The 12,957-nt window shown below is 72.0% G+C and carries 12 protein-coding genes; all 12 read left to right on the top strand.

Translation table 11 applies throughout. The features are described from left to right. The first annotated feature begins 263 nt into the window (after window positions 1-263). From VGC13_RS00370 to VGC13_RS00315, 12 genes are read left to right on the top strand one after another with little or no spacing between them, the layout of a single operon-like run. A complete protein-coding gene (locus VGC13_RS00370; protein WP_331123199.1) occupies window positions 264-695 on the top strand; it encodes a hypothetical protein in 432 nt (143 codons plus the stop codon). 23 nt (window positions 696-718) lie between these two features. Further along, complete coding sequence (locus VGC13_RS00365; protein ID WP_331123198.1) at window positions 719-916, top strand: hypothetical protein; 198 nt, start codon at window positions 719-721, stop codon at window positions 914-916. Window positions 917-918: 2 nt separating this feature from the next. Further along, complete coding sequence (rsmH, locus tag VGC13_RS00360; RefSeq protein ID WP_349264162.1) at window positions 919-1,854, top strand: 16S rRNA (cytosine(1402)-N(4))-methyltransferase RsmH; 936 nt, start codon at window positions 919-921, stop codon at window positions 1,852-1,854. Further along, window positions 1,851-2,255, top strand: coding sequence for a hypothetical protein (locus VGC13_RS00355; protein WP_331123196.1), 405 nt, complete (start codon window positions 1,851-1,853; stop codon window positions 2,253-2,255). Before rsmH ends, VGC13_RS00355 begins: the two co-directional genes overlap by 4 nt. After that, window positions 2,252-4,261: a penicillin-binding protein gene (locus VGC13_RS00350; RefSeq protein ID WP_331123195.1), complete on the top strand. Its 2,010-nt coding sequence runs from the start codon at window positions 2,252-2,254 to the stop codon at window positions 4,259-4,261. Before VGC13_RS00355 ends, VGC13_RS00350 begins: the two co-directional genes overlap by 4 nt. Beyond that, the gene (locus VGC13_RS00345; RefSeq protein WP_331123194.1) at window positions 4,258-5,778 is read left to right on the top strand and encodes a UDP-N-acetylmuramoyl-L-alanyl-D-glutamate--2,6-diaminopimelate ligase; all 1,521 of its coding nucleotides are present in this window, start codon (window positions 4,258-4,260) and stop codon (window positions 5,776-5,778) included. Before VGC13_RS00350 ends, VGC13_RS00345 begins: the two co-directional genes overlap by 4 nt. Continuing rightward, window positions 5,775-7,196 (top strand): UDP-N-acetylmuramoyl-tripeptide--D-alanyl-D-alanine ligase, encoded by a 1,422-nt coding sequence (locus tag VGC13_RS00340; RefSeq protein WP_331123193.1) that lies wholly within the window; start codon window positions 5,775-5,777, stop codon window positions 7,194-7,196. The genes VGC13_RS00345 and VGC13_RS00340 overlap by 4 nt, the downstream gene beginning before the upstream one ends. 3 nt (window positions 7,197-7,199) lie before the next feature. Next, complete coding sequence (gene mraY, locus VGC13_RS00335) at window positions 7,200-8,309, top strand: phospho-N-acetylmuramoyl-pentapeptide-transferase (RefSeq protein WP_331123192.1); 1,110 nt, start codon at window positions 7,200-7,202, stop codon at window positions 8,307-8,309. Continuing rightward, window positions 8,309-9,679 (top strand): UDP-N-acetylmuramoyl-L-alanine--D-glutamate ligase, encoded by a 1,371-nt coding sequence (murD, locus tag VGC13_RS00330; RefSeq protein WP_331123191.1) that lies wholly within the window; start codon window positions 8,309-8,311, stop codon window positions 9,677-9,679. Before mraY ends, murD begins: the two co-directional genes overlap by 1 nt. 1 nt (window position 9,680) lies before the next feature. Further along, window positions 9,681-10,913, top strand: a complete 1,233-nt coding sequence (locus VGC13_RS00325; protein WP_331123190.1) for a putative peptidoglycan glycosyltransferase FtsW — start codon at window positions 9,681-9,683, stop codon at window positions 10,911-10,913. After that, window positions 10,910-12,034, top strand: coding sequence for a UDP-N-acetylglucosamine--N-acetylmuramyl-(pentapeptide) pyrophosphoryl-undecaprenol N-acetylglucosamine transferase (locus VGC13_RS00320; RefSeq protein ID WP_331123189.1), 1,125 nt, complete (start codon window positions 10,910-10,912; stop codon window positions 12,032-12,034). Before VGC13_RS00325 ends, VGC13_RS00320 begins: the two co-directional genes overlap by 4 nt. After that, on the top strand, window positions 12,031-12,609 hold the full coding sequence (locus VGC13_RS00315; RefSeq protein ID WP_331123188.1) for a hypothetical protein: 579 nt from the start codon (window positions 12,031-12,033) through the stop codon (window positions 12,607-12,609). The genes VGC13_RS00320 and VGC13_RS00315 overlap by 4 nt, the downstream gene beginning before the upstream one ends. The last annotated feature ends 348 nt before the right edge of the window (window positions 12,610-12,957 follow it).

Raw genomic sequence — 12,957 nt, 5'->3', positions numbered from 1 at the left:
ACTCCCCCACTCCCGCACTCCCGCACTCCCGCACTCCCGCACTCCCGCACTCCCGCACTCCCGCACTCCCGCACTCCCGCACTCCCGCACTCCCGCACTCCCGCACTCCCGCACTCCCGCACTCCCGCACTCCCGCACTCCCGCACTGGCCGTTCGGCATATCTTCGCCTTGACGCGGGGGGCGGCGCCATTAGCTTGTGGGGCACGGTGGGGAGAAGTGGGGGAGAGTGGAGCAGGATGGCGGGAGCGTACACCGGAGCCCCATGAGCGGCTTCCTCGGGAGCTACACGCACCAGATCGACGAAAAGGGGCGGCTGAGCCTTCCCGCCTCGTTTCGGCGAGACGGGGGGGAAGAGCCGCTGATTCTGGTGCAGGTAAACCCCGATTCGCTCACGCTTTTTCCCCGCCCGGTGTGGAGCCAGATGGAGGACCGCCTGCGCGACATGCTGCGGCGTAATCCCAAATCCCGGCCGTACGTGCTGCGGGTGACCGCGAACGCGCTGGAAGTGGTTCCCGACAAGCAGGGGCGCATCCTGGTGCCGCAGCGGATGCAGAAGGAGGTGGGGATCGCGGGGCCCACCCTCATCGTGGGCGCCATCGACCGCATCGAGCTGTGGAACCCCGAGACCTTTGGCGCCCTTACCGCGCAGGCAGTGCCCGACGAGGAGCTGCTGGCGCACGAGATCTTCGCCTGACCCTTTCATCCACCGGAGCGCGCATGGTCTATCCCGCCAACCCGGCACTGTTCGGCACGCTGCCGCCGCCCGCGCCCGTCTGCGGGATGGACCGGCACGTGGGCCCGTTCGAGCCGCTGGGCGAGCTGGCCTCGTTTCTGGGCACGGACTGGTTCTGCTGCCGGGCCTGCCGCGCCACGGTTACCCGCCGCAACGTCCGCGGCGCGCTCGTGCCCGCGTGACGCTGCCATACGCCTCCGGCTACCACGCGCCCGTCATGGCGCGCGAGGTGATGGACCTGCTGCGCCCCGAGCGCGGCGGGACCTTCCTGGACGGCACGCTGGGCGGAGGCGGACACGCGGAGGCGCTGCTGGAGCGCGGGCCGGAGGCACGGCTGATCGGGGTGGACCGCGATCCCGACGCGCTGGCGGAGGCGTCGAAGCGGCTGGAGCGGTTCGGGGACCGGTTTCGGCCGGTGCGGTCGAACTTCGCGGACGCGGTGGATGAAGCCGGGATCGAAAACGGGACACTGGACGGGGTGCTGCTGGACCTGGGGATCAGCTCGCACCAGATCGACGTGGATGCCCGCGGCTTCACCTTTCGCGCCGGGGCGCCGCTGGACATGCGGATGGGACAGGCGTCGGCCGGAGAAGCCTCCGCGGCCGATCTGCTGAACACGCTCGACGAGGGGGAGCTCGCCAACGTGTTCTACCGCTACGGCGAAGAGCGCCGCTCGCGAAAGCTGGCGCGCATCATCGCCGAAATGCGGGAGGAGGCGCCGTTCGAGACCAGCGACCAGCTGCTGAGCGCCATCGACCGCGCGCTGGGGCCGCGCACCGAGCCAGGCGACCGCGCGCGCATCTTCCAGGCGCTGCGCATCGCCGTCAACCACGAGATCGAGTCGCTGGAGCGCGCGCTGGAGCGCTTTCGCGACGCGCTGGCGCCGGGCGGCGTCTTCGCGATCCTGAGCTACCACTCGCTGGAGGACCGCCTGGTGAAGAACGCGTTCCGCGACTGGAGCCAGCAGTGCGTGTGCCCGCCGGGCTTTCCCGTGTGCAGCTGCCGCGGCCGCGCGCTGGGCACTACGCTGACGCGCAAGCCGACCGACGCGTCGCCCGAGGAGATCGCCGCCAATCCCCGCGCCCGCAGCGCGCACCTGCGCGGGTGGAGGGCCGCGTGAGCACGGACGCGCTGGACGCGCCGCGCGGGCCCCTGCGTGGGCGCACGGTGGAAAAGGGCTCGCACTGGGAAGAGCCGCAGGGGCGCCGCGTGGAGAAGCGCGCGCGCCGCCGCGCCTTCGTGGGCAAGGCCGCGTTCATCCTGGCCGTCGCCGCGTCCCTGTCGTCCGTGGTCTGGCGGCAGACGGAGGGGGTGGCGCGGCAGCGGGAACTGACGCGCATCCAGAACGAGACGTCCATCGCCGAGGCGGAGCGGGTGGAGTGGGCCAACCGCATCCAGGCGCTGCAGACCCGCGCCCGCATTACCCGCGTGGCGCAGCAGCGGCTGGGGCTGCACGTGGCGCGTGACGACGAAGTGGTGCTGCTGCCCATCGCCGCGGGCGCGCTGGAGGAGCGTCCGTGAGCGCCCACCTTCCCACCCGCAGCGGCTGGGACAACGAGAACCGCCTGCGCGCGCGCCGCCGCCTGCTGGTCGTCTGCATTGGCCTGGCGGCGCTGCTGGTCGTGGGAAAGGCCGTGTACCTGCAGGCGTTCGAGGTGGACCACTGGCGGCAGGTGGCAGCGGACCAGCAGCAGGCGCGCGTGCCGCTGCCGGCGCGCCGCGGCGCCATCCTGGACCGCGACGGCGTGCCGCTGGCGCTCACGCGCGAGACCTTTGGCCTGGCCATCGCGCCCAACGAGGTGACGGACCGCAACGCGCTGGTGGGGGCGATGGCGGATGCGCTGGAGCTTTCGCGCGCCGCCGCCCGTCGCGCGACCGATCCCAAGCGCAAGTGGGTGGTGCTTCCCGGGCGCTTTACGGCGGAGCAGCGGCGGGCGCTGGGGGATGCGCGCGGGCTGCACTGGGAGCGGCGGCTGGAGCGGTTCTATCCGCAGGGCCGGGTGGGGCGCGAAGTGCTGGGCGGGGTGAGCGGCGACGGGCGGGCGCTGGGCGGCATCGAGCAGTCGATGAACGAGACGCTCAGCGGACGCGACGGCTACAGCATCCTGCGCCGCGACGCGCGGGGCAAGAAGGAGGCGTCCGTCGCCCTTCCCGCGGTGGAGGCCACGGACGGCAACAACGTCTACCTGACCATCGACTTCGACCTGCAGGAGATCGCCGACGCGGCGCTGGACCAGGCCATCGACAGCACCGGCGCCTCCGGTGGCGAGCTGCTTCTCCTCGATCCGCGCACGGGCGAGGTGCTGGCCGCGGTGTCGAAGAAGCAGGGCGGCGCGCGCGACGTGGGCGCCTTTATCGAGCCGTACGAGGCGGGGTCGGTGCTCAAGCCGTTCTTCGTCTCCACGCTGCTCGCCACCGGGCGCGCGCGGATGTCGGAGCGCGTGCACGGCGAGGGCGGGCGCTGGACGGACCCGCACGGCCGCGTGCACACCGACGTGCACGCGTACGACTGGCTTACCCTGCGCGACGCGCTGCGCGTAAGCAGCAACATCGGCATGGTGAAGTTCGTCCCGCGGCTGCAGCCGGGGCAGCAGTTCGGCCTGCTGCGCGACTTTGGCTTCGGCACGCCCACGGGGGTGGACTATCCCATCGAGTCCTCGGGCCGGCTGCCGCGCCCGGACCGCTGGAGCAAGCTGACCCCGTCGTCGCTGGCGACGGGATACGAGGTTTCCGTGACGCCGCTGCAGCTGGCGCTGGGCTACAGCGTCATCGCCAACGGCGGATCGCTGATGGAGCCGCGGCTGGTGCGCGAGGTGCGCGCGGCGGGGGGAAAGACGCTGGAGCGCCGCGACCCGCGCGAGGTGCGCCGCGTGATCCCGCGCTCGGTGGCGATGGAGATCCGCGACGTGCTCGTCTCCGTGGTGGACGACGGGACGGCGACGCGGGCTTCGCTGGCGACCTTCGAGGTGGCGGGCAAGACGGGGACGGCGCGGCGGACGGGGGCGGACGGGCGCTACGAGTCCGGCGCGTACAACTCCACCTTCGTGGGCTTCTTCCCGGCGCGCGACCCGCAGCTGACGATCCTGGTGAAGCTGGACCGGCCGCGCGGCGAGTACTACGGCGGCCTGACCGCCGCGCCGGTGACGCGCGAGACGCTGCAGGCCATCCTGGCCGCGCGCTCGCCCGGGCTGGACCGGCGCAGCCTGCTGGCCACGCGCCTTCCCGCGCAGACGCCGCCCCCCGCGCCGGGTCGCCGGCGCGAGGATCCGCCGCCGCCGGGCGCGGAGGGCGTCTACGTCTTCGTATCGACGGATGAGCTGCGGCGGGCGGCGGAGGTGCCCACGGGGGGCGCGGTGCCGGTGCCGGACGTGGCCGGGCTGCCGCTGCGGGACGCGGCGCGGCGGCTGCACGCGCTGGGGGTGCACGTGCGGGTGCGGGGAACGGGATACGTCACGGCCACCCGGCCGGCGGTGGGGGCGCCGGTGGCCCGGGGCGACACGCTGGTCCTTGTGGGGGAAGGCCGATGACCAACCGCCATACCACGCTCGGCGCCGTCGAGGCGCGTCTCGCCCGCGAGGACCTCCTCTCGGGCGCCGCGCGTTTGTCGGACGGCCACGCCATGCGCGAGCTGTGGGACGTGACGGCCGATTCGCGGCAGGTGCGCGTGGGCGCCCTGTTCTGCGCGTGGAAGGGGACGTCGAACGACAGCCACCAGTATCTCCCGCAGGTCTTCAGCGCCGGCGCCGCGGGCGTGGTGGTGGAGGAGTGCGCGACCGACATCCCCACCCCGCAGCTCTGCGTGGCGGACGGGCGCCTGGGCGCCGCCTACGCCGCCGCGGAGTTCTTCAGCGACCCGTGGGAGCACATGACGCTGGTCGGCGTCACGGGGACGAACGGAAAGACGACGACGGCGGCGATGCTGCGCCACCTGCTCGCCGCGGACGGGCCCGCCGGCTACGTGGGCACACTGGGGGCGGTGGGGGCGGACGGCGAGGTGATCCCGGGGACGGAGGGGCTGACGACGCCCGGGCCGGTGGAGGCCGCGCGCTGGCTGCGCCGCTTTCTGGACGAAGGGGTGGAGCGGGTGGCGATGGAGGTTTCGTCCCACGCGCTGGACCAGGCGCGGATGGCGGCGGCGCGGTTCGACGCGGCGGTGTTCACCAACCTCACGCGCGACCACCTGGACTACCACGTCACGATGGAGGCGTACCGCGACGCCAAGCTGCGCCTCCTCCACCTGCTGAAGCCCACCGGCGCCGCCGTGCTGAACGTGGACGACGACGCCTGGCGCGGCGTGGCTTCGCCGATCGGGCGGACGGTGCGGTTCGGCGTGGAGCGCGCGGGGGACGCGGACGTGGCGGCGGAGGGGGTGCGCGTGGGCGCCGGGGGGATGGAGTTCACCCTGCGCACGCCGGACGGCACCGCGCCGGTGGCTCTCCCCATCTTCGGCGGCTTCAACGTGTCGAACGCGGTGGCGGCGGCGGCGGTGCTCTGGTCCGTGGGGTGGGAGGTGGAGCGCATCGCCGGGGCGCTGGGGACGCTGCCGCAGGTGCCGGGGCGGCTGGAGCGCATCGCGGGCCCGCCGGCGAGCGCCACGGTGCTGCGCGACTACGCGCACACGCCGGACGCGCTGGAGCGGGCACTGGAGGCGGTGCGGCCCCTGGTTTCCGGGCGGCTGATCGTGGTATTCGGCGCGGGCGGGGACCGTGATCCGGGAAAGCGGGGGGAGATGGGGCGCATTGCCGCGGCGCACGCGGACCTGGCCATCGTCACCTCCGACAACCCGCGCACGGAGGACCCCGAGACGATCCTGGACGGCATCGAAAGCGGCATGGGAAGTGCACCCCGGCTGCGCATTTCCGACCGCCGGGAAGCCATCCGCACAGCACTCACGGAAGGACGCGCCGACGACCTGGTTCTCCTGGCCGGCAAGGGCCACGAGACCTACCAGATCGTCGGCACCGAAAAGCGTCCGTTCGACGAGCGCGCCATCGTGCAGGAGCTTCTCGCGGACTTGCAGACCGCCGCCGGAGGTGACGTTTGAGCGGGTTCCGCTGGACTGCCGCTGAAGTTCGCCGCGCGCTGGAGACCGAGTCTCCCGCGGGCGACATGGAGTTTTCGGGGATCAGCACCGACACGCGCAAGATCGAGCGCGGGTCGCTGTTCGTGGCGCTGCAGGGCGCCAACTTCGACGCGCACGACTACCTGGCCCAGGCCGCCGAGCAGGGCGCCGCCGCCGCCGTCGTCTCCCGCGTCCCCGCAAACGCGCCCGAGGGGATGCCGCTGTTCGTGGTCCCCGACACGCTGCACGCGCTGGGCAGGCTGGGCCGGCACCGGCGCCGGGCGCTGGGCGGCCGCGTGGTCGCCGTGGCGGGGAGCAACGGAAAGACGACGACGAAGGAGCTGCTGCGCGCGGTCCTTTCGCCCGCGTACCGCGTCCACGCGACCGAGGCCAACCTCAACAACCAGGTCGGCGTTCCGCTGACCCTGCTCTCCGCCCCGGACGACGCGGAAGCCGCCATCGTAGAGGCGGGGACCAACGAGCCGGGCGAGGTCACGCTGCTGTCGCGCATCATCGAGCCCGACGCGGCCATCATCACCTCCATCGGCGAAGAGCACCTCGAAGGATTGGGATCCGTCGAGGGCGTGCTGCGGGAGGAGCTGGCGATCTTCGACGGGCTGGCGCCGGGGGGCACGGCCTTCGTGGCGGACGAGCCGGCGGAGCTGCCCACGGGCGCGCAGGCGCGCATCGGCGGAATGCGGCTGCGGGTGGCGGGGTTCGACGAGCGCGCGGACCTGTTCCCCGACGGCGGCAAGGAAGGGGTGCGCTTTCGGCCGGACGGCAGCACGGAGTGGAGCTTTCGCGGCGTGCCCATCCACCTGCCGCTTCCGGGGATGCACAACGTCCGCAACGCGCTCATCGCCCTGGGCGTCGCCATCGAGTGGGGCGTGTCGGTCGAAGAGGCGGCGAAGGGGCTGGCGGCGATGAAGGTGCCCAGGATGCGCAACGAGTGGCTGCGCATCGGCACCGTGGGGGTGATCGCGGACTGCTACAACGCCAATCCCCCCAGCATGCGCGCCGCGCTCGATCTTCTCGCGACGGTGCCGGCGGAGGGCGAGAAGATCGCCGTCATCGGCACCATGCGCGAGCTGGGCGACCACGCCGAGCAGCTGCACCGCGAGCTGGCGCTGCACGCGGCCGGGCTCGTCGGGCACGGCATCGACCGCGTGGTGGCGACGGGCGACTTCGTCCGCGCGTTCGAGGAGAACCACTCTGAGCTGGGCGAGCGGCTGATCGCGGCCGAGGACCCCGTGCAGGCGTACGAGGCGCTGCGCCCCACGATGCGGGGGAACGAGACGGTGCTGCTCAAGGGCTCGCGCGGCGTGGCGCTGGAGCGGCTGGTGCCGCTGATCGAGCGCGACTTCACCGCACAGCCGCAGACCCTGCGGACGGAGGGCTGACCCGTGCTGTACCACCTGCTGGTGCCGCTGGCGCAGTACAACATCGCCTTCAACCTCTTCCGCTTTCAGACCTTCCGGGCGGCCGGGGCGGTGGTGACGGCGTTCCTGGTGGCCTTCTGGTTCGGGCCCGCCATCATCTCGCGGCTGCGGATGCTGAAGGTGGGGCAGGTGGTGCGCACCGAAGGCCCGCAGACGCACCTGGGCAAGAGCGGCACGCCCACCATGGGCGGCGTGCTCATCATCCTGTCCACCGTGATCCCCGTCTTCCTGTGGGCGCGGCTGGACAACTGGTACACGGTGCTGGCGCTGGTCACCCTGATCGTGCTGGGCGCGGTGGGATTCCTGGACGACTACCTGAAGATCGTCCGCAAGAACACCGGCGGGCTCAAGGGGCGCTACAAGATCCTGGGGCAGGCGGGGATGGGGCTGGCGCTGGGCGCGGTGCTGGTGATCTTCGAGGTCAGCGGGCAGATCCCGGCCACGTGGACCCAGATCCCGTTCTTCAAGAGCATCCACATGGAGTTCTGGTGGCCGCTCTACATCCTCTGGGTGGCCTTCATCGTCGTCGGCTGCAGCAACGCGGTGAACCTGACGGACGGGCTGGATGGATTGGCCGCCGGACTGTCCGCCATCGCCTGCGCCACCTTCGGCGTGTTCGCGTACCTGCTGGGCCGCGTGGACGCGTCGGACTACCTGAACGTGTTCTACCTGCCGGGCTCGGGTGAGCTGACGATCTTCTGCCTGGCGCTGGCCGGGGGATGCATGGGCTTCCTGTGGTTCAACGCCCACCCGGCGGAAGTGTTCATGGGCGATACGGGGTCGCTCGCCATCGGCGGCGTGCTGGGCGCGGTGGCGGTGATGCTGAAGGCGGAGTTCCTGCTGGCCATCGTGGGCGCGGTGTTCGTGGCCGAGGCGCTGAGCGTGGCCACGCAGACGGTCTACTTCAAGTGGACCAAGTCGAGGACCGGGGTGGGCAAGCGGATCTTTCGCATGGCGCCGCTGCACCACCACTTCGAGCAGATCGGCTGGCACGAGAGCAAGGTGATCATCCGCTTCTGGATCATGGGGATCATCTGCGCCATGGCCGCCTTCGCCACGCTCAAGATCCGCTGATGCCGCGCTCGCTGGCCGGGGAAACGGTGGGGGTGCTGGGGCTGGCCCGCAGCGGGCTGGCCGCGGCGCGCCTGGCCCGGAGCCGAGGCGCCGCGGTCTACGCCAGCGACGCGGGTGATTCCGAGCTGGCGCGGCAGGCGGCGGAGCAGGTGCGGGGGATGGGCGGCGACGCGGAGACCGGCGGGCACGACCTGGGCAGGCTGGCGGCGTGCGCGCGCATCGTCCTTTCCCCCGGCATCCCGCCGACGGCCAAGGTGCTCAAGGAAGAGGCGATCCGCGGCGTGCCGACCATCCCGGAGATCGAGTTCGCCTACGAGCAGCTGGACTGCCCCGTCATCGCCATCACGGGGACCAACGGCAAGACGACGGTCACGGGGCTGATCGAGCACCTGCTGCGCGCGGACGGCGTGGACGCGGTGGCGGGCGGCAACATCGGCACGGCGCTCAGCGAGCTGGCGATGCGCGAGCCGCAGCCGGCGTGGGCCGTCGTCGAATGCAGCTCGTTCCAGCTGGCGGGGATCGACCGCTTTACGCCGCGGATCGGCATCCTCACCAACCTGGCGCCGGACCACCTGGACTGGTATGACGGCGTCGAGGACTACTACGCCGACAAGGCGCGCCTCTTCACCAACGCGTCCGCGGAAAGCCGCTGGATCCTGAACGCGGAGGACGAGCGCGCGCGGACGCTGATCGGCGACGCGCCGGGAACGCGGCTGTACTTCCGGGTGGAGTCGGCGCCGGCGTCCGAGGACGAGCTGGGCGGCTGGCTTTCCGCGGGCGAGCTGCTGATCCGCACCGAGCCGGGGCGCACCGAGCGCGTGGGCGACGCGGCCGACCTGCAGATCCTGGGGCCGCACAACGTGGCCAACGCGCTGGCGGCGGCGCTGGCGGCGCGGCTGGCGGGGGCGTCGGTGCAGGGGATCTGCGACGGGCTGCGGACCTTCAAGGCGCCCGAGCACCGCCTGGAGCCGGTGGGCGAGGTGGACGGCGTGCTGTGGATCAACGACAGCAAGGCCACCAACATCGCCTCCACCCGCGTGGCGGTGCGGGGGATGACGCGGCCCACGGTCCTGCTCCTGGGCGGCAAGCACAAGGGCGAGCCCTACACCGAGCTGCTGCCGGACCTGGCGCGGGTGCGGACCATCATCGCGTACGGCGAGGCCGCACCCACCATCGTCGCGGACCTGGAGGGCAGGGCGCCGGTGGAGCGGGTGGACGGGCCGTTCGAGGCCGTGGTGGAGCACGCGCGGCGGATCGCGCGGCCGGGGGACGCCGTCCTGCTGAGCCCGGCGTGCAGCAGCTTCGACATGTTCAGGAACTACGAGGAGCGCGGACGGCGCTTCGCGCAGCTGGCCCGGGAGGGCGCGTAGAATGACCAGCATCGCAATCGGACTGCTTGGACGGCGCAAGCGCGACGCGGAGCCCGTGCAGCCCGCGGTCACGCCGCGGGAGCGCGTGGCGACCGTCGTTCCCGTGGCCGCGGTGGAGACGTGGGAGTCGCGGGCGCTGGTGGGCCTTACCGCCTTCGCCTTCGCCTTCGGGCTGATGGAGATGTACAGCGCCAGCTCGTTCCTCGCCGCGTCCGACGGGCAGCCGGGGCACTTCTACGCCCTCAAGCAGCTCACCGGGGGGATGACGGGCGCGGTGCTGGCGCTGGTCGTGTCGCGCATGGACTACCGCCGCTGGCGCCTGCTCGCCTGGCCGATGCTCTGCGTCCTCACGCTGATGCTGCTGGTCGTCGTGATGCCGGGAACGGAGGCCATCGCGCCCCGCATCAACGGCGCGCGCCGCTGGCTGAACCTGGGGATCAGCATTCAGCCCTCGGAGTTCATGAAGATCGCCATCATCGCCTGGACGGCGGCGATGGCGGTAAAGAAGGCGGACCGGCTGCACTCGCTCAGCAAGGGGCTGATGCCCTTCCTGGTGGTGTGGCTGCCGATCGTGCTGCTGGTGCTCAAGCAGCCCAACATGAGCGCGGCGCTGCTCATCGTCCTGCTGGCGTCGCTGGTGCTGTTCGCGGGCGGGGCCCGCATCGGCCACTTCATCCTGCTGGGGCTGGTGGCCGTGCCGGTGCTGTGGAAGCTGATCCAGGGCGAGGGCTACCGCGCGCGGCGCATCGCCGCGTTCCTCGATCCCACGCACGACACCGGCGGGGTGAGCTACCAGATCCACCAGTCGCTCATCGCCATCGGCTCGGGCGGGGTGGGCGGGGTGGGCTTCGGCGAGAGCCGGCAGAAGTACGGCTTTCTTCCGGAGCCGCACAACGACTTCCTCTTCTCCATGATCGCGGAAGAGTGGGGGCTGCTGGGCATCCTCTTCGTCGTCGCCGTGTTCAGCGGCTTTCTGGTCGTCGGCTACCGCATCGCGGCGCGGGCACCGGACCGCTTCGGCTACCTGCTGGCCATCGGAATGACCAACCTGATCGCCGTGAGCGCGTTTCTGCACATGGGCGTGGCGCTGGCGCTGCTCCCCACCACCGGCGTGGCGCTGCCGTTCATGTCGTACGGCCGCAGCGCGCTGCTGACCTCCTTTGCCGCGGTGGGAATCCTGATCGCGATCTCTCGAGCTTCGGGCTCCGGCCCGGTGCGGGAGGCGGTGCGATGAGCACTCCTCGCGTGCTGTTCGCCGGCGGCGGAACCGGCGGGCACCTGTACCCCGCGCTGGCGCTGGGCGATGCCTTCCAGCGGCTGGATCCCAATGCGCAGGTGCACTTCGTGGGCGCCCGGCGCGGTGTGGAGACGCGCGTGCTGCCGGAGAAGGGCGTGCCGCACTCGCTGCTGCCGCTGGAGCCCATCCGCCGCGCCAAGCCGTGGCAGAACTGGCGGCTGATCCCGGCGATGACGCAGTCGTTCACCGGGCTCAACCGCATCTTCCGCGAGTTCAGGCCCAACCTCGTCGTCGGCACGGGCGGATACGCCAGCGGCCCGGCGGTGGCGTTCGGGCTGCTGCGCGGCGTGCCCGCGGCGGTGCAGGAGCAGAACTCGTTTCCCGGCGTGGTCACGCGCATCGTCGCCGGCCGCGTGCGGCAGATGCACCTGGCGTTTCCCGAGGCGCGGCGCTACCTGAAGCCCGGCAAGCGCACCGAGATCTTCGAGTTCGGAAACCCCATCCGCCCGCCCGACTTCTCGGTGGACCGGACGGCGGCCCGGGCCAAGTTCGGGCTGGGCGGCGGGACCGTCGGCCTCGTCGTGGGCGGCAGCCAGGGGGCGCGCGCGGTGAACGAGGCGCTGCTGGCGGACCTGCGCGGGGTGGTGGAGGGGCGGCTGCAGGCGGCGCCCGACTTCCAGATCCTGTGGGCCACCGGGACCGGCAACTTCGACCGTGTGCAGAGCGCGCTGGCGGACCTGGGAAGTCCCGGGTGGGTCAAGGCGGTGCCGTACATCGAAGACATGCCCAGCGCGCTGGCGTCTTCGGACTTCGCCATCAGCCGCGCCGGCGCCATGTCGTCCGCCGAGCTGTGCGCCTGGGGCGTGCCCATGATCCTGGTGCCGCTTCCCACCGCCGCCGCCAACCACCAGTACCACAACGCGGTGGCGCTTGCCGAGGCGGGCGCGGCGGTGATGGTGGAGGAAAAGGAGCTGGGCGGCGGCCGCCTGTGGCGCGAGGTGATGACGCTCGTCAACGATCCGGTAAAGCGCGCGGCGCTGGCGGCAAAGGCCAGGGAGCGCGGCCAGCCCGACGCCGCCGACCTCATCGTCCGCGAGCTTGCGCGGCTGATCCGGTGAGCGATGCCTTCGCGCACCTCTCGCCGGAAGACCAGCGCCGCGCCCAAGCGCTGGCGGAGCGGTTCCGGGAGGCAGGCGCCGAGCAGCCGGAGGGGTGGGCTGCGTCGGAGGTGGAGGACGACATCCCGCAGCTCGCGCGGTTCATCTTTCTCCGCCGCCTGTGGCGCGGTGCCTGGCAGTGGACGCAGCCGCCCGAGGAGTGGTTCGCCGAGATCGTTCCGGACGAGGGTCCGGTAGGCGAGGAGGATGACGACGAGCCCACGCTCGTCTCCGCGGCGCCGCACGAGGAGGTGCCGGATGAGGACGCGGATCCGCCCTTTTTCGCCGCGCAGCAGGCGGTGCGGCGAATCCTCGCCGCGGGCGCGGATCCGGAGGACCTGAAGGAAGTGGCGCGGGCGGTCTTCCTGCACACCGCCTTCGACGCCGTGCAGACGGTGGATGAAGGCCACGATCCGCGGGTGGGGGAGGGGATGCCGGGATGGCTGCTGACGGAGGTGGGCGGCGACCTGGTGCTGACGGGCCGCGTGATCCCGGATCTGCACGAGGACCTGCTGACGACGGAGCCGGATTCGTGAACGGGTGAAGGGGTGAACGGGGCGCGTCGAACGGGATCGAACTGCGTCCGCGGGCGCCCCCTCTCCCGGCCTCTCCCCCAAAAATCTCTGGGGGAGAGGTGACGCGCCCGACAGGCTATCCGGAGCGGGATCGAATTCTCCCCTCTCCCCGAGGAACGAGGGGGGAGGGGCCGGGGGTGGGGGGCCGCGTCGGGCGCAGTCCGGTGCTTCGCCGAGCCCTGATCCGTCCGCACCCTCAACCTCCCCCAGCAGTTTTGGGGAGGTGGGCGAGTGGTGCGAGCCCGGAGGGGGCGCCCGAGGGTCGCGCCGACACCTCCACTCACACACTGGTGATACTCCAACCAGGTC

It is taken from the genome of Longimicrobium sp. (genome assembly GCF_036399255.1).
GTDB lineage: Bacteria > Gemmatimonadota > Gemmatimonadetes > Longimicrobiales > Longimicrobiaceae > Longimicrobium.
This window is presented reverse-complemented; position numbering and strand designations above follow the sequence as displayed.

Excerpts from the sequence above, each read along its gene's own strand:
- murD (WP_331123191.1), top strand. The coding sequence starts at position 8,309 with ATGCCGCGCTCGCTGGCCGGGGAAACGGTGGGGGTGCTGGGGCTGGCC.
- VGC13_RS00320 (WP_331123189.1), top strand. The coding sequence starts at position 10,910 with ATGAGCACTCCTCGCGTGCTGTTCGCCGGCGGCGGAACCGGCGGGCAC.
- VGC13_RS00365 (WP_331123198.1), top strand. The coding sequence starts at position 719 with ATGGTCTATCCCGCCAACCCGGCACTGTTCGGCACGCTGCCGCCGCCC.
- VGC13_RS00345 (WP_331123194.1), top strand. The coding sequence starts at position 4,258 with ATGACCAACCGCCATACCACGCTCGGCGCCGTCGAGGCGCGTCTCGCC.
- VGC13_RS00325 (WP_331123190.1), top strand. The coding sequence starts at position 9,681 with ATGACCAGCATCGCAATCGGACTGCTTGGACGGCGCAAGCGCGACGCG.
- VGC13_RS00370 (WP_331123199.1), top strand. The coding sequence starts at position 264 with ATGAGCGGCTTCCTCGGGAGCTACACGCACCAGATCGACGAAAAGGGG.